The organism is Bacillus sp. FSL K6-4563, assembly GCF_038630405.1.
Lineage (GTDB): Bacteria > Bacillota > Bacilli > Bacillales > Bacillaceae > Bacillus > Bacillus pumilus.
This window is the reverse complement of record NZ_CP152030.1, coordinates 15,585-38,823: the sequence shown is the minus strand read 5'-3', so window position 1 is coordinate 38,823 and position 23,239 is coordinate 15,585. Positions and strand designations below refer to the sequence as shown.

The 23,239-nt window shown below is 42.9% G+C and carries 19 protein-coding genes, 3 tRNA genes, 3 rRNA genes, 1 other RNA gene and 1 other annotated feature; of the genes, 5 read left to right on the top strand and 21 right to left on the bottom strand.

Going from position 1 to position 23,239, the window contains the following annotated elements:
* Positions 1–15: 15 nt before the first annotated feature.
* From MHH54_RS00195 to tadA, 14 genes are all read right to left on the bottom strand, one after another.
* Positions 16–630 (bottom strand): 5-bromo-4-chloroindolyl phosphate hydrolysis family protein, encoded by a 615-nt coding sequence (locus MHH54_RS00195; protein WP_003217944.1) that lies wholly within the window; start codon positions 628–630, stop codon positions 16–18.
* Between the two features lie 127 nt (positions 631–757).
* The gene (locus MHH54_RS00190; protein ID WP_003217973.1) at positions 758–949 is read right to left on the bottom strand and encodes a sigma factor G inhibitor Gin; all 192 of its coding nucleotides are present in this window, start codon (positions 947–949) and stop codon (positions 758–760) included.
* A 171-nt stretch (positions 950–1,120) separates the two neighbouring features.
* Positions 1,121–1,236: ribosomal RNA gene (gene rrf / locus MHH54_RS00185) — 5S ribosomal RNA — on the bottom strand.
* A gap of 61 nt (positions 1,237–1,297) precedes the next feature.
* Positions 1,298–4,228: ribosomal RNA gene (locus MHH54_RS00180) — 23S ribosomal RNA — on the bottom strand.
* 98 nt (positions 4,229–4,326) lie between these two features.
* Positions 4,327–4,402: transfer RNA gene (locus MHH54_RS00175), tRNA-Ala, on the bottom strand.
* 14 nt (positions 4,403–4,416) lie between these two features.
* Positions 4,417–4,493: transfer RNA gene (locus tag MHH54_RS00170), tRNA-Ile, on the bottom strand.
* A 95-nt stretch (positions 4,494–4,588) separates the two neighbouring features.
* Positions 4,589–6,137 (bottom strand): 16S ribosomal RNA (locus MHH54_RS00165).
* The 16S, 23S and 5S rRNA genes sit together here with 2 tRNA genes alongside, the layout of an rRNA operon.
* Positions 6,138–6,413: 276 nt before the next feature.
* Positions 6,414–6,677 carry a pro-sigmaK processing inhibitor BofA family protein gene (locus MHH54_RS00160; RefSeq protein ID WP_003218084.1) on the bottom strand — a complete coding sequence of 88 codons (264 nt, stop codon included), beginning with the start codon at positions 6,675–6,677 and terminating at the stop codon, positions 6,414–6,416.
* 66 nt (positions 6,678–6,743) lie between these two features.
* On the bottom strand, positions 6,744–6,968 hold the full coding sequence (locus tag MHH54_RS00155) for a YaaL family protein (RefSeq protein ID WP_003218088.1): 225 nt from the start codon (positions 6,966–6,968) through the stop codon (positions 6,744–6,746).
* A gap of 18 nt (positions 6,969–6,986) precedes the next feature.
* A complete protein-coding gene (gene recR / locus MHH54_RS00150) occupies positions 6,987–7,583 on the bottom strand; it encodes a recombination protein RecR (protein ID WP_003218094.1) in 597 nt (198 codons plus the stop codon).
* A gap of 15 nt (positions 7,584–7,598) precedes the next feature.
* Positions 7,599–7,922 carry a YbaB/EbfC family nucleoid-associated protein gene (locus MHH54_RS00145; protein ID WP_008342011.1) on the bottom strand — a complete coding sequence of 108 codons (324 nt, stop codon included), beginning with the start codon at positions 7,920–7,922 and terminating at the stop codon, positions 7,599–7,601.
* A gap of 26 nt (positions 7,923–7,948) precedes the next feature.
* Positions 7,949–9,661, bottom strand: coding sequence for a DNA polymerase III subunit gamma/tau (gene dnaX / locus MHH54_RS00140; RefSeq protein ID WP_106033246.1), 1,713 nt, complete (start codon positions 9,659–9,661; stop codon positions 7,949–7,951).
* A 329-nt stretch (positions 9,662–9,990) separates the two neighbouring features.
* An RNA gene (gene ffs, locus MHH54_RS00135) (signal recognition particle sRNA large type) lies at positions 9,991–10,255 on the bottom strand.
* A 76-nt stretch (positions 10,256–10,331) separates the two neighbouring features.
* Complete coding sequence (tadA, locus tag MHH54_RS00130) at positions 10,332–10,808, bottom strand: tRNA adenosine(34) deaminase TadA (RefSeq protein WP_003218102.1); 477 nt, start codon at positions 10,806–10,808, stop codon at positions 10,332–10,334.
* A 79-nt stretch (positions 10,809–10,887) separates the two neighbouring features.
* Between tadA and MHH54_RS00125 the strand changes: the two genes are divergently transcribed.
* The 4 genes from MHH54_RS00125 (at position 10,888) to MHH54_RS00110 (ending at position 14,148) form a co-directional block, all read left to right on the top strand.
* Positions 10,888–11,442, top strand: coding sequence for an isochorismatase family cysteine hydrolase (locus tag MHH54_RS00125; RefSeq protein ID WP_003218117.1), 555 nt, complete (start codon positions 10,888–10,890; stop codon positions 11,440–11,442).
* A gap of 45 nt (positions 11,443–11,487) precedes the next feature.
* Positions 11,488–12,789: a glycoside hydrolase family 18 protein gene (locus MHH54_RS00120; RefSeq protein ID WP_003218116.1), complete on the top strand. Its 1,302-nt coding sequence runs from the start codon at positions 11,488–11,490 to the stop codon at positions 12,787–12,789.
* Positions 12,790–12,868: 79 nt separating this feature from the next.
* Positions 12,869–13,492 carry a deoxynucleoside kinase gene (locus MHH54_RS00115; RefSeq protein WP_003218080.1) on the top strand — a complete coding sequence of 208 codons (624 nt, stop codon included), beginning with the start codon at positions 12,869–12,871 and terminating at the stop codon, positions 13,490–13,492.
* Positions 13,489–14,148, top strand: a complete 660-nt coding sequence (locus MHH54_RS00110; protein ID WP_012009062.1) for a deoxynucleoside kinase — start codon at positions 13,489–13,491, stop codon at positions 14,146–14,148. The genes MHH54_RS00115 and MHH54_RS00110 overlap by 4 nt, the downstream gene beginning before the upstream one ends.
* An 88-nt stretch (positions 14,149–14,236) precedes the next feature.
* Here MHH54_RS00110 and MHH54_RS00105 read toward each other — a convergent pair.
* The 5 genes from MHH54_RS00105 to pdxS form a co-directional block, all read right to left on the bottom strand.
* Positions 14,237–14,329: transfer RNA gene (locus MHH54_RS00105), tRNA-Ser, on the bottom strand.
* Positions 14,330–14,458: 129 nt separating this feature from the next.
* Positions 14,459–15,289 carry a methyl-accepting chemotaxis protein gene (locus tag MHH54_RS00100; RefSeq protein ID WP_003218096.1) on the bottom strand — a complete coding sequence of 277 codons (831 nt, stop codon included), beginning with the start codon at positions 15,287–15,289 and terminating at the stop codon, positions 14,459–14,461.
* A 102-nt stretch (positions 15,290–15,391) separates the two neighbouring features.
* Positions 15,392–16,666: a serine--tRNA ligase gene (gene serS, locus MHH54_RS00095; protein WP_106033244.1), complete on the bottom strand. Its 1,275-nt coding sequence runs from the start codon at positions 16,664–16,666 to the stop codon at positions 15,392–15,394.
* Positions 16,667–16,715: 49 nt separating this feature from the next.
* Positions 16,716–16,932, bottom strand: a binding site (T-box leader).
* Positions 16,933–16,985: 53 nt separating this feature from the next.
* Complete coding sequence (gene pdxT, locus MHH54_RS00090) at positions 16,986–17,576, bottom strand: pyridoxal 5'-phosphate synthase glutaminase subunit PdxT (RefSeq protein ID WP_106033243.1); 591 nt, start codon at positions 17,574–17,576, stop codon at positions 16,986–16,988.
* A 20-nt stretch (positions 17,577–17,596) separates the two neighbouring features.
* Positions 17,597–18,481 carry a pyridoxal 5'-phosphate synthase lyase subunit PdxS gene (gene pdxS, locus MHH54_RS00085; RefSeq protein ID WP_342500560.1) on the bottom strand — a complete coding sequence of 295 codons (885 nt, stop codon included), beginning with the start codon at positions 18,479–18,481 and terminating at the stop codon, positions 17,597–17,599.
* A gap of 245 nt (positions 18,482–18,726) precedes the next feature.
* Here pdxS and MHH54_RS00080 point away from each other — a divergent pair, with 245 nt between their 5' ends.
* The gene (locus MHH54_RS00080; protein ID WP_003218114.1) at positions 18,727–20,205 is read left to right on the top strand and encodes a PLP-dependent aminotransferase family protein; all 1,479 of its coding nucleotides are present in this window, start codon (positions 18,727–18,729) and stop codon (positions 20,203–20,205) included.
* Positions 20,206–20,246: 41 nt separating this feature from the next.
* Here the strand turns inward: MHH54_RS00080 and MHH54_RS00075 are convergent, their stop codons facing one another.
* Both MHH54_RS00075 and guaB read right to left on the bottom strand, forming a co-directional pair.
* Positions 20,247–21,572 carry a D-alanyl-D-alanine carboxypeptidase family protein gene (locus tag MHH54_RS00075; RefSeq protein WP_003218098.1) on the bottom strand — a complete coding sequence of 442 codons (1,326 nt, stop codon included), beginning with the start codon at positions 21,570–21,572 and terminating at the stop codon, positions 20,247–20,249.
* A gap of 160 nt (positions 21,573–21,732) precedes the next feature.
* Entirely contained in the window at positions 21,733–23,199 is a 1,467-nt protein-coding gene (guaB, locus tag MHH54_RS00070) for an IMP dehydrogenase (RefSeq protein WP_003218109.1), read from the bottom strand.
* Between the last annotated feature and the right edge of the window lie 40 nt (positions 23,200–23,239).

The following is a 23,239-nucleotide window of genomic DNA, read 5'->3' as shown; positions in this document are numbered from 1 at the left end:
TTTGACTCCTTTCATCTATTTCTTCATCATTTTATCAGCTACTTCAAGCTCAATATGAAGAGCCTCTATATCTCTTCCTAACACTTGCTGCAAATCATTCGTCAATTGCTTTTGCAGCTCTGTCAATGTCACTCGGGTTTGGCTCAATGTCATTTCCAGCTCATGACTACGATTAGGCTGATTATACAAGAGTGCATATTTCTCAGTTAGTTCAACGACAGAATCTAAGCTTTCAAAATAAAAACGCTGTGCATCATAAAAGCGATTAGGCTCTTTTTTTGTTATTGTATAGATTCGTCGTGCAAGCCGAAAAACTTCATAATTATGTTTGATCGTTTGTACGTTTTTCACAGCAAATAAAGCTTTTTTTAAACGCACAAGCTTTTGTCCCGCTTCTTTTAAATGCTGTTTGATATATACATAATCACTACGAGACAGTCCGTGTTTCTTTAAAAACAATTGGAAAGCAGTCCATCTGCTCCCCACAAACATCACGCCCCACCCAATCATCGCATACAGTATCGATAATCCAGCATGATGATGGAAAACCCCTATACTGACGGTTAAAATCACAAGCGAAAAAAAAGTAGAGAGGATGGCCCATATAAATGTATAAAAGATTGATTTCATGTTCATCGACTCCTATGAATAATCAGGCTCTCTGTTTATCTTATTATGAATTACGGATGATGTCCAAACTAAGTTCCAAAAAACAAGCCAATCCTTCATAGCTCATAAAAAAAGACCATCTAGTGGTCTATGAATACAAAGGCGGCGTATGAAGATTTTTAAGCTTTCTCACATAATCGGAATAGCTAGGATCCGAGGTCGATGTAGAAATTAACTTTCGCTCACAGTCGCGGCACAAAAACTGATGATATAAATAAATTCCCTTTGTCTTTTTCTCTTCACAAATCAAACAAATCGCTTCTCGCTCTTTTTTGCTCATTGTGACACCTCCACTTATAGCTTCAGTATGCCCTAGCGCTTTCAATTGTATACAAAATTAAGAATGTTTCAGATGGTAGTTTAGTATATGTATCCATGTCAGATCGGGTGTTTGTTCCTTTTCTTAAAAAACAAAAAAGACCAGTTCCGTATGGAACTGATCCTTATACAAGCTTGGCGGCGTCCTACTCTCACAGGGGGAGACCCCCAACTACCATCGGCGCTGAAGAGCTTAACTTCCGTGTTCGGTATGGGAACGGGTGTGACCTCTTCGCTATCGCCACCAAACCTGATGGAGAGAATGTTCTCTCAAAACTAGATAACAATGTTCAAACTTCACATTAGAATATAGGTTAAGTCCTCGATCTATTAGTATCTGTCAGCTCCACGTGTCACCACGCTTCCACCTCAGACCTATCAACCTGATCATCTTTCAGGGATCTTACTTCCTTGCGGAATGGGAAATCTCATCTTGAGGGGGGCTTCATGCTTAGATGCTTTCAGCACTTATCCCGTCCGCACATAGCTACCCAGCGATGCCCTTGGCAGAACAACTGGTACACCAGCGGTGCGTCCATCCCGGTCCTCTCGTACTAAGGACAGCTCCTCTCAAATTTCCTGCGCCCGCGACGGATAGGGACCGAACTGTCTCACGACGTTCTGAACCCAGCTCGCGTACCGCTTTAATGGGCGAACAGCCCAACCCTTGGGACCGACTACAGCCCCAGGATGCGATGAGCCGACATCGAGGTGCCAAACCTCCCCGTCGATGTGGACTCTTGGGGGAGATAAGCCTGTTATCCCCGGGGTAGCTTTTATCCGTTGAGCGATGGCCCTTCCATGCGGAACCACCGGATCACTAAGCCCGACTTTCGTCCCTGCTCGACTTGTAGGTCTCGCAGTCAAGCTCCCTTGTGCCTTTACACTCTGCGAATGATTTCCAACCATTCTGAGGGAACCTTTGGGCGCCTCCGTTACATTTTAGGAGGCGACCGCCCCAGTCAAACTGCCCACCTGACACTGTCTCCCTGCCCGATAAGGGCAGCGGGTTAGAAGGTCAATACAGCCAGGGTAGTATCCCACCGATGCCTCCACCGAAGCTAGCGCTCCGGTTTCCAAGGCTCCTACCTATCCTGTACAAGCTGTACCAACATTCAATATCAGGCTGCAGTAAAGCTCCACGGGGTCTTTCCGTCCTGTCGCGGGTAACCTGCATCTTCACAGGTACTATAATTTCACCGAGTCTCTCGTTGAGACAGTGCCCAGATCGTTGCGCCTTTCGTGCGGGTCGGAACTTACCCGACAAGGAATTTCGCTACCTTAGGACCGTTATAGTTACGGCCGCCGTTTACTGGGGCTTCAATTCGCACCTTCGCTTACGCTAAGCGCTCCTCTTAACCTTCCAGCACCGGGCAGGCGTCAGCCCCTATACTTCGCCTTACGGCTTCGCAGAGACCTGTGTTTTTGCTAAACAGTCGCCTGGGCCTATTCACTGCGGCTTCTCGGGGCTTTAACACCCTAAGAAGCACCCCTTCTCCCGAAGTTACGGGGTCATTTTGCCGAGTTCCTTAACGAGAGTTCTCTCGATCACCTTAGGATTCTCTCCTCGCCTACCTGTGTCGGTTTGCGGTACGGGCACCTCTCACCTCGCTAGAGGCTTTTCTTGGCAGTGTGGAATCAGGAACTTCGCTACTAAATTTCGCTCGCCATCACAGCTCAGCCTTCACGGGAAACGGATTTGCCTATTTCCCAGCCTAACTGCTTGGACGCGGATATCCAATACCGCGCTTACCCTATCCTCCTGCGTCCCCCCATTGCTCAAATGGTGAGGAGGTGGTACAGGAATATCAACCTGTTGTCCATCGCCTACGCCTTTCGGCCTCGGCTTAGGTCCCGACTAACCCTGAGCGGACGAGCCTTCCTCAGGAAACCTTAGGCATTCGGTGGACGGGATTCTCACCCGTCTTTCGCTACTCATACCGGCATTCTCACTTCTAAGCGCTCCACCAGTCCTTCCGGTCTGACTTCACAGCACTTAGAACGCTCTCCTACCACTGTTCGTAAGAACAGTCCGCAGCTTCGGTGATACGTTTAGCCCCGGTACATTTTCGGCGCAGAGTCACTCGACCAGTGAGCTATTACGCACTCTTTAAATGGTGGCTGCTTCTAAGCCAACATCCTGGTTGTCTAAGCAACTCCACATCCTTTTCCACTTAACGTATACTTTGGGACCTTAGCTGGCGGTCTGGGCTGTTTCCCTTTCGACTACGGATCTTATCACTCGCAGTCTGACTCCCAAGGATAAGTCATCGGCATTCGGAGTTTGACTGAATTCGGTAACCCGGTAGGGGCCCCTAGTCCAATCAGTGCTCTACCTCCGAGACTCTTACCTTGAGGCTAGCCCTAAAGCTATTTCGGAGAGAACCAGCTATCTCCAGGTTCGATTGGCATTTCACCCCTACCCACACCTCATCCCCGCACTTTTCAACGTGCGTGGGTTCGGGCCTCCATTCAGTGTTACCTGAACTTCACCCTGGACATGGGTAGATCACCTGGTTTCGGGTCTACGACCACGTACTCATGCGCCCTATTCAGACTCGCTTTCGCTGCGGCTCCGCATCTTCTGCTTAACCTTGCACGGGATCGTAACTCGCCGGTTCATTCTACAAAAGGCACGCCATCACCCTTTAACGGGCTCTGACTACTTGTAGGCACACGGTTTCAGGATCTATTTCACTCCCCTTCCGGGGTGCTTTTCACCTTTCCCTCACGGTACTGGTTCACTATCGGTCACTAGGGAGTATTTAGCCTTGGGAGATGGTCCTCCCGGATTCCGACGGAATTTCACGTGTTCCGCCGTACTCAGGATCCACTCTGGAGAGAACAACATTTCAGTTACAGGGCTGTTACCTTCTTTGGCGGGCCTTTCCAGACCTCTTCGCTTATATCGTTCCTTTGTAACTCCGTATAGAGTGTCCTACAACCCCAAGAGGCAAGCCTCTTGGTTTGGGCTGTTCCCGTTTCGCTCGCCGCTACTCAGGGAATCGCATTTGCTTTCTCTTCCTCCGGGTACTTAGATGTTTCAGTTCCCCGGGTATGCCTTCTCATACTCTATGTATTCAAGTATGGATACTACTCCATTACGAGCAGTGGGTTTCCCCATTCGGAAATCTCCGGATCAAAGCTTGCTTACAGCTCCCCGAAGCATATCGGTGTTCGTCCCGTCCTTCATCGGCTCCTAGTGCCAAGGCATCCACCGTGCGCCCTTTCTAACTTAACCATTTCTTACTTTAGAAAGAATCACTATGTGTGATGAACTTTGCATTGCATTCAATGTGAATGTATTACTTATTGTTATCTAGTTTTCAAAGAACACGTTGGTGGAGCCTAGCGGGATCGAACCGCTGACCTCCTGCGTGCAAGGCAGGCGCTCTCCCAGCTGAGCTAAGGCCCCGATTTAATAGAAGATGGTGGGCCTGAGTGGACTCGAACCACCGACCTCACGCTTATCAGGCGTGCGCTCTAACCAGCTGAGCTACAGGCCCATCTTTCATATCGAAGATATGATGTTGTAGGATCTTTTGCAAGTTCCTTCAAAACTAAACAAGACGAAAACGTACACTGCTCCATATATCCTTAGAAAGGAGGTGATCCAGCCGCACCTTCCGATACGGCTACCTTGTTACGACTTCACCCCAATCATCTGCCCCACCTTCGGCGGCTGGCTCCATAAAGGTTACCTCACCGACTTCGGGTGTTGCAAACTCTCGTGGTGTGACGGGCGGTGTGTACAAGGCCCGGGAACGTATTCACCGCGGCATGCTGATCCGCGATTACTAGCGATTCCAGCTTCACGCAGTCGAGTTGCAGACTGCGATCCGAACTGAGAACAGATTTATGGGATTGGCTAAACCTTGCGGTCTCGCAGCCCTTTGTTCTGTCCATTGTAGCACGTGTGTAGCCCAGGTCATAAGGGGCATGATGATTTGACGTCATCCCCACCTTCCTCCGGTTTGTCACCGGCAGTCACCTTAGAGTGCCCAACTAAATGCTGGCAACTAAGATCAAGGGTTGCGCTCGTTGCGGGACTTAACCCAACATCTCACGACACGAGCTGACGACAACCATGCACCACCTGTCACTCTGTCCCCGAAGGGAAAGCCCTATCTCTAGGGTTGTCAGAGGATGTCAAGACCTGGTAAGGTTCTTCGCGTTGCTTCGAATTAAACCACATGCTCCACCGCTTGTGCGGGCCCCCGTCAATTCCTTTGAGTTTCAGTCTTGCGACCGTACTCCCCAGGCGGAGTGCTTAATGCGTTAGCTGCAGCACTAAGGGGCGGAAACCCCCTAACACTTAGCACTCATCGTTTACGGCGTGGACTACCAGGGTATCTAATCCTGTTCGCTCCCCACGCTTTCGCTCCTCAGCGTCAGTTACAGACCAGAGAGTCGCCTTCGCCACTGGTGTTCCTCCACATCTCTACGCATTTCACCGCTACACGTGGAATTCCACTCTCCTCTTCTGCACTCAAGTTTCCCAGTTTCCAATGACCCTCCCCGGTTGAGCCGGGGGCTTTCACATCAGACTTAAGAAACCGCCTGCGAGCCCTTTACGCCCAATAATTCCGGACAACGCTTGCCACCTACGTATTACCGCGGCTGCTGGCACGTAGTTAGCCGTGGCTTTCTGGTTAGGTACCGTCAAGGTGCGAGCAGTTACTCTCGCACTTGTTCTTCCCTAACAACAGAGCTTTACGATCCGAAAACCTTCATCACTCACGCGGCGTTGCTCCGTCAGACTTTCGTCCATTGCGGAAGATTCCCTACTGCTGCCTCCCGTAGGAGTCTGGGCCGTGTCTCAGTCCCAGTGTGGCCGATCACCCTCTCAGGTCGGCTACGCATCGTCGCCTTGGTGAGCCATTACCCCACCAACTAGCTAATGCGCCGCGGGTCCATCTGTAAGTGACAGCCGAAACCGTCTTTCATCCTTGAACCATGCGGTTCAAGGAACTATCCGGTATTAGCTCCGGTTTCCCGGAGTTATCCCAGTCTTACAGGCAGGTTACCCACGTGTTACTCACCCGTCCGCCGCTAACATCCGGGAGCAAGCTCCCTTCTGTCCGCTCGACTTGCATGTATTAGGCACGCCGCCAGCGTTCGTCCTGAGCCAGGATCAAACTCTCCGAAAAAGTACAAAACCGAAGTTTTGTTTTTCGTCAGCGTTTGACTGACTACCTATGATATAACATAGGATTTTTTTATAAAAACTCGAATTAACAGGTACGTTTTGTCTTGTTTAGTTTTCAAAGAACTTGTTTACCGCTTCAGAAGCGACTAGAACATCATACCATATTTAAATTGTTGATGTCAACAACTTTTTTGTTATCATGTTATTTCGTTTCTTCGTCATCAGCGACGTATATTAATTTACCACCATACGGGATCAAAGTCAACAATATTTCTCATTAAATAATAAATTTTTCAATTACGACTAAAGCTGCTACGCCTGGGATGCCCAATAGACCACTGATTCCACTTGTTACAGGGTTAATAGAGACATGTAATCCTAGACTCTCACCAAATAGATTGAGGCAAAATAAAAAAAGAGCACCTGCCACAAACTTTATTCCGATCAGCCCTAACCATTTGATGGGGTTCGCTTGAACACCTGACATAAACAACAATAATACAGCAAGCAAAATTGACCCGATCACAATAACAGGTTCCATAATCCTCTCATCTCCTCTTCATATGAATAGTACAAGCATATGAGAGGACTATGTAAAATAGACCTGCTATCTCCAGTTGTTTAAACGTAAATTCCTCTTTTTCGCTTCTCTTAGATAGAAAAAGTACTTCGCTTGAGCAAGCTTTAATTCGAATAGAATGTCCGGTGAAGGCTCAACGCTATTTGCGACAAGCTTTTTTTGTCTGTTCCATTCTTCCTTTTGCTTAAAAAGCTGTTGAATTAATTTCTCATCGAATTCTTTTCGAATTGATTTTCTGCGAAGAAAACCCATGTACCGTACTTCTCCTTCCTACATCTCACGTCTGCCCTCTAAAGCTTTAGACAGTGTGACTTCATCCGCATACTCTAAGTCTCCACCTACTGGTAGTCCGTGAGCAATACGAGAGAGTTTAATTCCTGATGGTTTCAACAATCTAGAGATATACATGGCTGTAGCCTCTCCTTCAATGTTTGGATTGGTTGCAAGGATTACCTCTGTCACTTGATCGTCTTGCAATCTTTTTAACAGGTCAGGAATTTTAATATCCTCTGGGCCAATGCCATCCATTGGCGAAATGGCACCATGAAGCACATGATATAAGCCGTTGTATTCTTTCATCTTTTCCATTGCGATCACATCTTTTGGATCTTGCACTACACAGATAACAGATTGATCTCTTCTTGTATCTTCACAAATATAGCAAGGATCTTGATCTGTGATATGGCCGCATACCGAGCAATAAGTTAAATTACGCTTTGCGTTAACAAGCGCCTTCGCGAAATCTAGTACGACATCTTCCTGCATACTAAGAACAAAAAAAGCCAGACGGACCGCGGTTTTCGGTCCGATTCCTGGCAATTTCATAAAGCTGTCTATCAGCTTTGATATTGGTTCAGGATATTGCATCTTCAGTTATTCCTCCTAGAATAAACCTGGCATGTTCATTCCTTTTGTGAATTGACCCATTGTTTCATTTGTTAACTCATCAACTTTTTTCAATGCATCGTTTGTCGCTGCAAGTACAAGATCTTGAAGCATATCGATATCTTCTGGATCAACAACTTCTTCATTGATTGCTACATCAACAACTTCTTTTTGTCCATTTACTTTTACAGTGACCATACCGCCACCTGCTGTACCTTCAAGGACTTTTTCTGCAAGCTCTTCTTGAGCCTTAGCCATATCCTTTTGCATTTTTTGCATTTGTTTCATCATTTTTTGCATATTTCCCATTCCACCGCGCATATGAACACCACTCTCTTTCATTTTTATTAATCTTTAATTTCTATTAAATCGGTTCCTACTAACTTCTTTGCTTCTGCAATCAATGGATCCTCTTCAGCAGAAGTCCCCTGACCATCTGCCTGTTCATCCGGCTGATGATCTCTTAAAAATTCTTCTCTTATTTTACCCCATTGAGCGTCAGGAACGCCAACTAATTCCACTCTTTTCCCTAACGTAGACTCTAATAGCTGCTCAAGGTTGGTTCGAACACCACTTTTATCTTCAGCAACCATTTTACAGTGTATTTCAAACTTGAATTTTAAAACAAAGGCATGAGTAGCAGCAGCAACTGGTTCACTATCCGTTAATAGTGCAGCGTGAGACACCTTATTCTGCTGTTTCAAGTGGGCAAGGAGTTCTCCCCACTTACCTTTAATTTTTTCTAGCTCTGGACGTTTTGCCTCTTTTAGAATTTCGTGAATTCGACCGACAGGTGCACGGTATCCATTTTTGTTACTCGTTTGTGGTCGAGGTGCTTCCTTTTTTTCTTGAGGATGATGAGAATGAGACATTGGCACACCCTCAGCTCTTATCCTAGATAGCTCCTGTTCCAACCTGTCTATTTTATCCGTTAGCGTCGTTAAATCAGCGTTAGCATGAGCTTGTGGTATTCCAGCCGTTGACTGACATAGCTTGACAACAGCTACCTCAAAGAAAATCCTTGGATGATTCGTCCATTTCATTTCTTGGTGACTTTTATTCAGCACTTCAATTGTTTCATATAGAAATTGAGGTGTCACACGATCCGAAAGCGTCACGAAATTTTCATCGACCTTTACCTTTTCAAGGACCCCTTCCAGATCTGGTGCTGTTTTATAAAGCAGCATATCTCTAAAGTAAAAAATCATGTCCTCTATTAATTTAGCAGCATCTTTCCCCTGCTGAAGTAATTCATTTAAGGTATCTAACGCCACGGCAATATTTTGATCAAAAATTGCTTCGGCTAGCTGACTAATAAATTGCTGAGAAACAGCTCCTGTAATGAGCAGCGCATCATCAATTGTCAGTTGCTCACCACTAAATGAAATTGCTTGATCTAAGAGGCTTAGTGCATCACGCATACCACCATCAGCTGCACTAGCGATAATCTCGAGCGAGCCCTCTTGGACATTTAGGCTTTCTGCATCTACAATTTTCTGCATTCTTCCAACAATATCTTTTGTCGTGATTCGTTTAAAATCAAATCTCTGACAACGAGATATGATGGTAAGAGGAATCTTATGAGGCTCTGTGGTAGCCAAAATAAAGATACAATGAGCGGGCGGCTCCTCTAACGTTTTAAGGAGGGCATTAAACGCCCCGATAGAGAGCATATGTACTTCATCTATAATATAAACCTTATATGTAACCGCCGAAGGAGCAAATTTCACTTTATCACGTATATCACGGATTTCATCTACTCCGTTGTTTGAGGCAGCATCTATTTCGATCACATCTGAAATCGAGCCGTTTGTAATCCCTTTACAGGCATCACATTCATTACAAGGTTCACTCACAGGTGACTTTTCACAGTTCACTGCCTTCGCAAAGATTTTAGCAGCGCTTGTTTTACCTGTTCCTCTAGGACCTGAAAATAAGTAAGCATGAGAAAACTTCTTCTGCAAAAGGGCATTTTGCAACGTTTTTGTGATGTGTTCTTGTCCAACAACATCCTCAAAAACTTGAGGTCTGAACACTCGATACAAAGCTTGATAACTCACAAATACGCCCTCCTCCATTTATCATCTTTTTTATTATACATGATGCACCGATCAATTCAAAAGCACACCTTTATTTTCTAATAAACGAAAATGATGATTTCAACTATAGTTTTTCTACTTTCTATGAACCAAAAACCTGTTTTCTAGATTTTCGAATTGATCTGCCACACCACGAGGAACACTAGTTCCCGCTGCGATTAATAAAAAACAAAAAAACTCTAAAAAGATTTTTTGGCTATTTGTATAAACAAAGCAGCTGAACTATTCTTTAAACAGCAACAAAAAACTCACCTAGATTAACTAGATGAGTTACATTTAATATTGATTTACCGTGCACCTTCTGTCGATTCGCTACCCCAAGCGTTACTTAAACAGTTAGCTCGGCCCAGGCAACCCTGCGGCACATGAGAGGTTTCACTTAATGCTGCTTCCTTCCGGACCTGACATGGTTCATGAATTCCCATTGCGCAGGACCCAGACGTCAACACCACTTATTTAAGGCAGACCTTGAAGTAAACGAACCTTGAGAAGGGATTCGGCCTCGCTAGAGCGGATTGCGAGTACAGGGCACCGCTACCTCCCCGCTTAGCACGGCAAAATGAATATTAAATTGTTAGTGACGCAGACATAAGTATACCTTCTTATAGCCGAAATTGCAAACGACATCCATTCATTTACTTTTGGCTTGTTTCTTTCGCTGACGGAGGTTTCGGAAGAACTGACTTAACAGCTCACCACACTCATTTTCAAGTACACCACCAATGACTTCAGACTGATGATTGAACCGTTCATCATCCAGTAAATTCATTAAAGTACCTGCACATCCACCTTTTGGATCGTATGCACCAAAAACGACCTTTTTCACTCTAGAAAGGACAATCGCTCCCGCACACATAGGACATGGTTCAAGCGTCACATAAAGTACAGCATCCTCTAAACGCCAGCTTCCAGTCGTTTTACACGCTTCATCAATGGCAAGTAATTCTGCATGTGCAATTGAACGCTGCTCTGTTTCCCTTAAATTATGAGCTCGGCTCACAATTTGGTCATCAACAACGATGATGGCACCGATTGGTACTTCTCCTATTTGTTCTGCTTTTAAGGCTTCAGAAATAGCTTCTTGCATAAACTGTTCATCTCTCGTCATAGCTCGGCTCTCTTTTCATGTTTTTTAAAAGGATATTGAGGTTAACATATTAGCACAATCTTTTAAAGGGGGTCTTACTTTGTCAAAGCACCAAAAGGCACTGCTTATTATCGACATGATTAATAATTTTGATTTTGAAATGGGACATGTGCTCGCTGATAAAACAGAGCAAATGACCAATAAGATTTTAGCTCTTAAAGATCATGCTTTCAAGGAAAATTGGCCGATCATCTATATCAACGACCACTATGGTCTCTGGAAGGCTGATATTCAAGCTGTGATGGAAACATGCAAAAATGAAAGAAGCGCCCCTATTTTAGAGAAAATGGCACCATCTAAAGATGATTACTTCTTAATTAAACCGAAGCATTCTGCCTTCTATGGAACTGCATTAGAGACACTCTTAAATGAATTAGGTGTACAAGACATCATTTTGACCGGAATTGCAGGAAACATTTGCGTTCTGTTCACTGCAAATGACGCATACATGCGAGAATACAACTTAATTGTACCTGAAGATTGTATCGCATCAAATGACGACAGAGACAACGAATATGCTTTAACGATGATGGAGAACGTTCTACTAGCAAAAATCACCACTGCTAAAGAGATCACGAATGAAAATCAAACATGATTTATCCATAACCCTCATAAATTGTTAGCAATAACAAAGGGGGCGTTGACTATTCAAATTTATGTTGTCAAAAGAGGAGATACTTTAAACGAAATTGCCATGCGTTTTAAAACAACAGTCAATGAAATCATCCGTACCAACGATATTGAAACACCAAATCAACTCGTCATTGGACAAACAATTGTCATTCCAATTAGAGGTCAATTTTATGAGGTCAAACAAAATGACACACTTTATCAAATTGGAAGACGATTTCGAATTTCAGTGGAAGAGTTGGCACGTGTGAATAGAATACGGCCTGAAGCGATACTTCCTATTCGCTTCTTGCTCTATATCCCTCAAAGACCGAAAAGGAACATTAACTCGAATGCTTACATTGAACCACGGGGAAATCAAGTCAGTGAAAACTTAAAACAAGCAGCTAGAGAGGCCTCTCCATATTTAACGCATTTAGGCGCCTTTAGTTTTCAAGCGCAAAGAGATGGAACACTGAAAGAACCACCGATAGATCAGCTACCTCAAATAGCCGCTCAGAGCAGAACCGTTTTATCCATGGTGGTGACTAACCTAGAGAATGATAAATTCAGTGATGAACTTGGGCAAATTCTTTTGAATAACCAATCTGTCAAAGCCACATTTTTAAATGAAATCGTTCGTGTTGCAAAAAAGTATCAATTAAAAGAAATCCATTTTGATTTTGAATATTTACGTCCCGCTGATAAAGATGCCTACATTCAATTTTTAAGAGAGGCAACAACCCGCTTCCATCAAGAAGGATGGACAATATCTGTTGCACTTGCCCCTAAAACAAGTAGTCAGCAAAAGGGAAAATGGTATGAAGCTCATGACTATGAAGCCATTGGGAAAATCGTCGATCATGTTGTATTAATGACCTACGAATGGGGATACAGCGGCGGCCCTGCGCAAGCAGTCTCTCCCATTGGACCTGTCCGCCAAGTCATTGAATATGCACTGACCGTTATTCCAGCAAATAAAATTGTTATGGGCCAGAACTTATACGGCTATGATTGGACGCTTCCTTACGTTCAAGGCGGCCCTATTGCTAAAGCTGTCAGTCCCCAACAAGCGATTGCAATTGCTAGAAATAATAATGCCTCCATTCTATATGACGAAACAGCACAAGCACCTTATTTTCGTTATACAGATGCCAATAATAAAGAGCATGAGGTATGGTTCGAAGACGCTAGATCAATTCAAGCAAAGTTCAACCTCATCAAAGAGTTAAACTTGAACGGAATTGCTTATTGGAAATTAGGTCTATCCTTCCCTCAAAATTGGCTCTTATTATCAGATCAATTCAATATTGAAAAAAGAACGACATCGTAATCCGTTCGCTCTATCTCTCGGCAGGGGTATGGTACAATATACATTGGTTTGACAACTTTATAGATAGAGGAGAACGCCTATGTATCCTGCCCCTTTTATTGCAGTGGAAGGCCCAATTGGAGCCGGAAAAACAACTTTGGCTACAATGCTTGCGAAGGAATTTCAATTTCCTTTAGTAAAAGAGATTGTAGAAGAAAATCCATTCTTAGATAAATTTTATGAAGATATGGAACAATGGAGCTTTCAGCTTGAGATGTTCTTTTTATGCAATCGGTTCAAACAATTAGAATCTATTCAAGAAAACTATGTGAATCAACAGCAGCCGATTGTCACTGATTATCATGTCTATAAAAATATGATATTTGCAGAAAGAACATTATCAAAAAAGCACATGGACAAATATAGAAAGATCTATCACCTGCTAACAGATGATCTTCCTAAACCAAATGCCATCATCTATATAAAAGCCAGCCTTCCTACCTTACTTGAAAGAATACAGATGAGAGGACGCTCTTTTGAAGAAGACATTGAACCGGCTTATTTAAAAACACTCATTGAAGATTATGAGCTGGCCATTGAACATTTAAAACAGACTGACCCAGGGCTTCCTATCATTACAATTGAAGGAGATCATACAGACTTCGTTTCCTCACAGCAAGATTACCAGCAAATTGTACAGAACATAAAGGAGCAAGTGCTATGAACAATATCGAAATACCAAAGGATGCAGTGATCACAATCGCCGGGACTGTTGGTGTCGGAAAATCAACTATGACTAAAACAATAGCGGACAAGCTAGGCTTTCAAACCTCTCTTGAAAAAGTAGATGATAACCCATATTTAGAGCCCTTTTATTCAGATTTCCAAAGATGGAGCTTCCATTTACAGGTCTATTTCCTAGCTGAGCGTTTTAAGGAGCAAAAGCGGATTTTTGAATCTGGTGGAGGGTATGTGCAAGATCGTTCAATTTATGAGGACACTGGCATTTTCGCAAAAATGCATGCGGACAAAGGTACGATGTCTGAAGTAGATTATGAAACGTATACAAGTCTATTCGAGGCGATGGTGATGACACCTTACTTCCCTCACCCTGATGTTCTCATCTATTTGCACGGGGATTTAAATCACATTTTACATCGTATTGAGGAACGCGGCAGAGAGATGGAAACTCAAACGGATCGAGCCTATTGGGAAGAAATGTACACTCGATACACGGAATGGATTGAACAATTCGATTTATGCCCAGTGATTAAAATTAACATTGAAGATTACGACTTACTTCATGATGAAAGCTCACTTGATCCCATTCTTCATGAAATAGCTTCTGTTATTCAAAAAAATCGCTCTAAAACAAAATAAAAAAACCGCTGCATTTCGCAAATGCAGCGGTTTGACAATTCCAATTTTTATGCTTGCGTTTCAATTCAACTAAGGTAAAAAATCAATATGGCGGAGGAAGAGGGATTCGAACCCCCGCGGGCTTTGACACCCCTGTCGGTTTTCAAGACCGATCCCTTCAGCCGGACTTGGGTATTCCTCCGTATCGACAAGAATTAATATACCATATCGATTTATTTCAAGTCAACATCTTTTCGAAAAAAATTTCAATAAGTTATTTTGGCATGAGAATCTGCCCATAAAAAAGCAGCCATCGACGGCTGCTCTTGATCTATTTTGTATCCTGTCTAATCTCTTCAATAAAATGATTCATCTCTTCTTTAAACTCATTTAATGATTCAATAATTTTCGTAAAGTCTGTCACTTGTTTTGCTTGTTCATTTGTTGAACTGCTGATTTGTGAGATGTTTTCAGACAAAGTGCCAATGCTGTCTTGGATCTCTTTTAAGAAGGTATTAATGGTTTCAGCCGCTTCCTTTGAGCCATCTGATAATTTACGAACTTCATCAGCTACGACAGCAAACCCTTTTCCATTCTCTCCTGCTCTTGCTGCTTCAATTGCAGCATTTAGGCCTAGCAAATTGGTTTGTCTAGCAATCCCGCCAATGGTTTTGACGACTTCTTCAATATTTGCAGATTTCTCTTCCGCTCTTCCTGCCTGTTCGCTTATTTCTAAACTTGTGGCAGCCAGCTCTTGTGAATGCGCAGCAATTTGCTCAATTCCACTTTGAAGTTCTTTCGCTACATCATTGATATGCTCCATGTAACCACTTAATTTCTTTTCACGATGATGTGAAAATGCCACTAAAAAAGAGCCAATTACTTTTCTATTTTCATCAAAAATCGGGTAACCTTTTACTGCAATTTCATAACCATATAAAGACTCTGGTAAATGACCGTCATATTCTTGTCCTCTTAATGTCGTCGCCACGTTTTGGTCTTCTGGGTTCAATGGGTCCCCAACCTTCATGCCAAAATCTATTGTTTTAGACGGATAGTAACAAAGCACCTTCTCTGTATCAGTGATGCCGAAAAGGATACTTTCATCTAGAACTTTTCTAATTAATTGAGCCATTTCAACATAATAGTCAAGCCTATTCAAGGTTATTCCTTCTTTCCTAGAAGCTTTTAGTATTTCTATCGGCTAAATTTAGGAAAACTGTAGGACTTTTGGGAAAAAGAAATAAGATGCCATAACGGCATCTTATTTAATTACTTCTTTATTTCCCATATAAGGACGCAGTACTTCAGGAATAATCACAGTACCGTCCTCTTGTTGATAGTTTTCTAAAATGGCCGCCACGGTTCTTCCTACTGCTAAACCAGATCCATTTAATGTGTGCACATGCTCTGGCTTGGCTTTAGGCTCTGGACGGAATCGAATGTTTGCACGTCTTGCTTGGAATGCTTCAAAGTTACTGCAAGAAGAAATTTCACGATACGTATCTTGGCTCGGAATCCATACTTCGATGTCGTATTTCTTCGCAGCCGTGAATCCTAAATCTCCCGTACACATGCTCATGACACGGTATGGCAGGTTTAATAACTGAAGGACTTTTTCTGCTTGATTTGTTAGTTTCTCTAATTCTTCATAAGAATCTTCAGGTCTTACAAATTTCACAAGCTCTACCTTATTAAACTGATGCTGACGGATGAGTCCGCGTGTATCTCTGCCGGCAGATCCAGCCTCTGATCTAAAGCAAGCACTGAACGCTGCATAATTGATTGGCAGCTGTTCCCCTTCAATTATTTCATCACGGTGCATGTTAGTAATAGGTACTTCAGCTGTTGGAATGAGGAAATAATCCTCTTCACGGATTTTAAAGGCATCCTCTTCGAATTTTGGAAGCTGTCCAGTCCCTGTCATGCTTGCTCTATTGACCATGTAAGGAGGAAGCACTTCAGTAAAACCAAACTCATCTACATGCAAATCGAGCATAAAGTTGTATAGTGCGCGCTCTAAGCGTGCGCCAAGCCCTTTATAAAAAACGAAACGGCTTCCTGTGACTTTTCCTGCACGTTCAAAATCGAGAATGTTTAGTTCATCCGCTACGTCCCAATGTGGCTTTGGCTCAAATGAGAATGCCGGCTGTTCGCCCCATTTTCTCACTTCCACGTTGTCATCTTCTGTTTCCCCAACGGGTACAGTGTCATGAGGGATATTCGGAATAGAGAATAAGATGTGCTGCAAGCTTTCTTCTACTGTTCGTAGCTCATCATCCAGCTTCTTAATCTCATCTCCTACCTCACGCATTTCTTGAATAATGTGATCGGCGTCTTTCTTTTCTCTTTTTAGAACAGCCACTTGCTGTGATACTTCATTTCTTCGGCTCTTTAATACTTCTGTTTTTCCGATTAATTCTCTTCTTTTTTGATCCAGCTCACCAAACTTATCAAAATCTGCTAAATCTTCGCCTCGGTGTGCTAATTTTTCTTTGATTTGATCAAAGTCCGTGCGCAGTTGTTTAATATCCAGCATGTGTAACACTCCTTTTTTTATCGAAAAATAAAAAGAGCCCTCATCCCATGAAAGGGACGAGAGCTCTCGCGTTGCCACCCTGATTGAAAACATGCAGAAGCATGCTTTCCTCTTTCCTCTGTAACGGTATCACCGTAAATGCTTACTTCACGTGTTTCAGCATTTCGCTCAAGGATGGATTCAGACTGCATCTTTCACCGATTCGCACCAACCATCGGCTCTCTGAGAAAGAGGGGCTTCTTACTATTTCCCGTCAACGCTTTTTCGATCTTTGATTGTGATTTTAATGTACTATAAGTTTTATCTCTTTTCAACCGTTTTATACAGCGAGCTTCGTTTTATAGGACTTCACCATTTCAACAAACAGCTGTGTTAACCGGTGGTCGTCTGTCAGCTCTGGATGAAAAGAACAGCCTAAGATATTGTTTTCCTTCGCCATCACAATCCTGCCATCATATTCAGCCATGATATCTACGCTCTCATCTGCGCTGATGATATGAGGCGCACGGATGAACACTCCTGTAAACGGCGCATCCAGTCCTTTTACTTCTAATTCTGCTTCAAAGCTGTCTACCTGTCTGCCAAATGAATTCCGTGCAACAGATACATTTAACAGTCCAAGATGAGCATCGTCTCGATCTTCTATATGCTTTGCCAGCATAATCAAACCGGCACATGTTCCGAAAATCGGTTTCCCTTCTGCAGCGAACGCTTTGATCGGTTCAATGAATTGGTACGTATCCATGAGTCTTCTCATCGTCGTGCTTTCTCCACCAGGGATAATAAGACCGTCCACAGATGCTAGCTCTTCTGCTCGTTTGATGATCTTCCCTTCTGCAGCGCAAGCTTCAATCGATTGAATATGCTCTCTCACGGCTCCTTGAAGCCCTAGTACACCAATTGTTAGCATGTTCGTTTGCGCTCCCTTAATTACCAGCCACGCTCTTGCATACGCTCTTCTGGCAGTAGATTTGAGATTTCAATTCCTTTCATGGCTGTTCCAAGCTCTTTTGAAAGCTCTGCAATGAGACGGTAATCTGTGAAGTGAGTCGTTGCTTCAACAATTGCTTTTGCAAATTTCGCTGGATTGTCTGATTTAAAAATACCAGATCCAACAAATACACCGTCTGCTCCAAGCTGCATCATTAATGCAGCATCTGCTGGTGTTGCAACGCCTCCCGCTGCAAAGTTAACAACTGGGAGCTTGCCATCTTTTTTGATTTGAAGCAATAATTCATACGGTGCTCCTAGGTTCTTCGCTTCTGTCATCAGTTCATCTTCATTCATTGCTGCTACTTTACGAATCTGAGCATTGACCTTTCTCATATGACGGACAGCTTCTACAATGTTGCCTGTTCCAGGCTCCCCTTTTGTACGAAGCATAGAAGCGCCTTCTGCAATACGACGGGTTGCTTCACCTAAATCACGGCAACCACAGACAAAAGGTACTCTGTATTCATTTTTATTTAAATGGAATTCCTCATCTGCGGGCGTCAGCACTTCACTCTCATCGATATAATCAACACCAAGTGCTTCAAGAACACGAGCCTCGACGATATGGCCGATACGTGCTTTTGCCATGACTGGAATCGTTACTGCATTTTGTACTTCTTCTACGATTCTTGGGTCTGCCATACGGGCAACACCGCCGGCTGCACGGATATCAGCTGGTACTCGTTCTAGTGCCATAACTGCCACCGCACCTGCTTCTTCTGCGATCTTCGCCTGTTCAGCATTGACGACATCCATAATGACGCCACCCTTTTGCATTTCTGCCATTCCACGTTTCACTCGTTCAGTTCCCTTATTGCTCACAATAGTTTCCTCCCATTTGTCAATTCGATTGATTTACCCCTTTATCATACAAGCGAGACAGTATAACAATAAAGAGAATAGTATAACAATTCAATCAGCCGAAAAAATAGCTTAAACCCTTGTATATAAACGATTACCTGCTAAAAATATGTCATTCTTTCTTTGAAGTGCCATTTACATGCTATAATGCAACTATAACAATTCAAATTCATGTATAACAATTTTGCACTCAATGGAGGTTTCTCATGCATATTGATATCCATCGACATTCTGATACATCGCTTTCAAATCAGATTTACTTTTCAATCATTGATCATATCCAATCGGGTTTGCTTCAACAGGGAGATAAGCTGCCAACTGTACGTGATTTGGCAAAGCAGTTGAATGTGAGTCTTGTCACGGCAGCAAAGGCATACACTCGGCTGAAGGACGACGGATATTTAACGACTGTGCAAGGAAAAGGAACGTTTGTGGATGAGTTGCAAAAGCAGTCAGAGATTCCGGTTCCGTCATCTACCTCTTTTGATTGGCAGTTATCCATTCCGGATTATTTACCACGGTCTCAATTTGCGCAGTATCACTATGTCGAAGAAGCGATCAACCTTTCTTCCTCTATGATCGATCCAGGGCTTTTGCCAAACCGTTATTTAGAAAAAGAAATGCAGCATGTCCTAGCCAGACATCCTCAAATCATGTCAAAGTATGGGGAAATTCAAGGGGATCTTCAGCTTCGGCAGGTCATTCAGTCTTTTTTAGAAAAGCTGGATGTGCCTTCTACTCCTGAGAATATCTTAGTAACTAGTGGTTCTCAGCAAGGGCTTGATTTGGTCGCACGTGCGTTTATCGGTCCTGATGATGTAGTTGTCATGGAAGCACCGACCTATCCAGGCGCCATTGATGTCTTTATGGGGAGAGGGGCAAGAATTATTACAGTCCCGGTTGATCATGAAGGAATGAACATGAAGCAGCTTCAAAGCATTTGTGATAAATATAAACCAAAGCTCATCTACACGATTCCTACTTTTCACAGTCCAACAGGCGCCAGTATGTCAATGAAACGCAGAAAACAACTTCTCTTACTGGCTCAAAGTATTGATTGTCTGATTGTAGAGGATGATCCTTATCGTGAGCTTTATTTCGAAAAGAAGCCGCCAGCACCTATCAAAAGTCTGGATCATGATGGACACGTCATTTATTTACGAGGTTTAAGTAAAACACTTGCTCCAGGATGCAGAATTGGAATTATCACTGCTTCAGGCTCGATATTTAATCGTTTATTAGCTGCAAAGGCCAATAATGATTTAGGCAGCCCTCTTCTCACACAAAAAGCTATTCTGCCATTTCTGACTTCAAAGAAAATGATTGATCATACGAAAAAGCTGAGAACCGCCTTGAAGGTGAGACGTGATTTAATGATAGATGTGTTAACGAAGAACGCACCAAAAGATGTGACGTGGCAAATTCCTCAGGGTGGGCTCAATTTGTGGCTTAGCTTTCCTTCCTGGGTTGATACACGTGCACTGCTGCATGAGGCACGTAAACAGCAAATCACCTTTCTGCCTGGCTCTGTGTGCTATCCTGGAGAGCCGAAACAAAACTATATCCGCCTCAGCTTTTCTTATGTGAATGAAAAGGCACTGACCGAGGGAGTGGAAAAGTTATGTGGTATTTTTCAGCAAGCCTTGTCCACTCCTCAAAATCACAAACAATCGCTTTTCTTTTAACGATAAAAAAACTGCTCTCATGCATAGAGAGCAGTTTTTTATTAGAACCAACCTTTTACTGTGTCAACGATTCCGCCCCAAATGCCAGCGAAGAATCCACCTACACCACGCATTGCAAGGATGAACCAGTTTGCTTTTTCATCGCCTGTTTTCGTTATAAGCTCAACACCTGATTGATCTTTATTCAAATAGCCGTAGTCCTTCTCATCACCAGAATAAGAAGTCGTCAGCATGCCTACCTTCGTTCCTTTTTTAATAGGAGCTTCGAGTTTTGTTTTCTCGATATTTACTTTTGCTTTAAAGCTCTTTTCGTCGCCATTTTTTACCGGCACAGAGAAAGCTTCTTTCGTAACGACAGGTACTTCTTTGTCTTTGCCTTTGTCGACTTCGATGTTTTCATGTCCTTTGATCTGTTGACCTTTTTTGTACATTTCTTTCATCGTGAAGTTTTTAAACGCATAATCGAACAGTTTTTTCGCCACGTCAAAACGTGCTGTATGAAGATTACCTTTTGCATTCAAGATCACTGCGATGACACGCATGTCACCTTGCTTAGCGGTACCTGTGAAGCTAGAACCAGCTGAATCTGTAGAACCTGTTTTCAGACCGTCTACACCTTTATATTCCTTCACAAGTCCTTTAAGCATGAAGTTCCAGTTAGGCATGTCCATTTCATCGTCTGTGCCTTCTCTGAACTTTGTTTTCGCAATACTTGATGTTTCAAGAATTTCTGGGTGGTCTTTGATGAGATGCTGTGCAAGCAATGCCATATCTTTCGCAGATACTTCACTTTCTTCATCAGGACCTGTACCTTTTGGCTGTTTGCCATGTAAGTCTTTATTTTCTAGTCCAGTTGCATTCACGAATTTGTAGTTTGTTAAACCTAATTCTTTCGCTTTTGCGTTCATTTTTTCAACGAACTTCGATTCTGATCCAGCAATCACTTCTGCTAAGCCAATTGCTGCTGCATTTGCCGAATAAATAGCCGTTGCTTGATAAAGTTCTTTCACTGTATACGAGCCATCTTTTCTCAAAGGAACGTTTGATAAACTGCGGTCCTGAGAAATTTCGTATACATAATCATCTGGCGTATACGTTTGATCCCATTTCACTTTGCCTTCAGCAATCGCTTCTAGTAAAAGATACTCTGTCATCATCTTTGCCATACTTGCAATAGGCAGTCTTTGCTCTGCGTTTTTACTATAAAGGATCTTACCTGTAGAAGCTTCAATTAGGATCGCTGCTTTCGCATTCACATTGAATGGATCTTCAGCTGCTTTTGCTTTGGACATTGGTGTAAATGCTGTCACAATCAATGCCAGTGCAAGGATAGAGACCATAAGCTGTTTCAATATCTTGCTGTTCAATCGTCATACCTCCGTTATCATCTTTTTTCGACATATTTCATATATATTTAATCCACAAGGGCTTATTTCAACACAACAGTATAAATTTTATCACAATAAAGACAAAAAAAATAGACAGAGTCATAGACCCTGTCAAATGTAATTTGATTGTCACAATTTATCAAGAAATTGTGTAGTTTGGTGATTCTTTTGTAATTTGTACATCATGTGGATGACTCTCACGAAGTCCTGCACCAGTCATGCGAATGAACTGTGCATCTTCTCTAAGAGAGCGTAAGTCCTGTGTTCCACAATAGCCCATACCAGAACGGATACCGCCAACGAGTTGATACACTGTATCAACGACTGGTCCTTTGTATGGTGTACGGCCTTCAATACCTTCTGGAACGAATTTTTTATTATCTTCTTGGAAGTAACGATCTTTACTTCCTTTTTCCATTGCAGCGACTGAACCCATACCGCGATAAACTTTGAAGCGTCTACCTTGGAAAATTTCTGTGTCTCCTGGGCTTTCAGATGTACCAGCTAGAAGGCTTCCAAGCATTACAGCATGTCCACCAGATGCTAGAGCTTTTACGATATCACCTGAATATTTAATTCCACCATCTGCAATAATAGCTTTACCATGTTTTCTTGCTTCTGTTGCACAGTCATAGATCGCTGTGATTTGTGGTACACCAACGCCTGCAACAACACGTGTTGTACAAATAGATCCTGGTCCGATACCGACTTTCACAATATCGGCTCCTGCTTCAAACAATGCTTTAGTTGCTTCGGCTGTTGCCACATTACCAGCAATGATATTAAGAGAAGGATACGTTTCACGGATTTTCGATACAGTGTTTAGAACACCTTGTGAATGACCATGTGCCGTATCAATGACAACGACATCCACATTGGCTTCGACTAATTTTCTCACACGAGTCATTGTATCGCCAGTGACACCAACAGCGGCACCAACAATTAAACGACCATGTGCATCTTTAGAGGAGTTAGGGAATTCGATCACTTTTTCAATATCTTTGATGGTGATGAGACCTTTTAACGTTCCTTCGTCATCTAAAAGAGGTAATTTTTCAATTTTGTATTGCTGTAGGATTTTTTCAGCTTCTTCTAACGTCGTACCGACAGAAGCTGTCACAAGTTCCTCTTTTGTCATCACATCGCTAATCTTCATTGAATAATCCGAAATAAATCGAAGGTCACGGTTCGTAATAATACCGACAAGCTTTTGATCTTCTATGTTATTTACAATCGGTACACCTGAAATACGGTATTTACCCATTAAGTGCTCTGCATCAAAGACTTGATGCTCAGGTGTTAAGAAGAATGGATTTGTAATAACGCCGCGCTCTGAACGTTTTACTTTATCCACTTGCTCTGCTTGTTGCTCAATAGACATGTTCTTATGAATGATACCAAGACCACCTTGACGTGCCATTGCAATCGCCATTTGTGATTCAGTCACCGTGTCCATTCCTGCACTGATAATTGGAATGTTTAGTTTTAATGTGCTTGTTAACTCAACTGATAAATCGACATCTCGCGGAAGTACTTCAGACTTAGCTGGAACAAGCAAAACATCGTCAAACGTCAAACCTTCTTTTGAAAATTTACTTTCCCACATTAGTAAATCCCCCTCTTTTCGGCAAAATATTATATGTAGA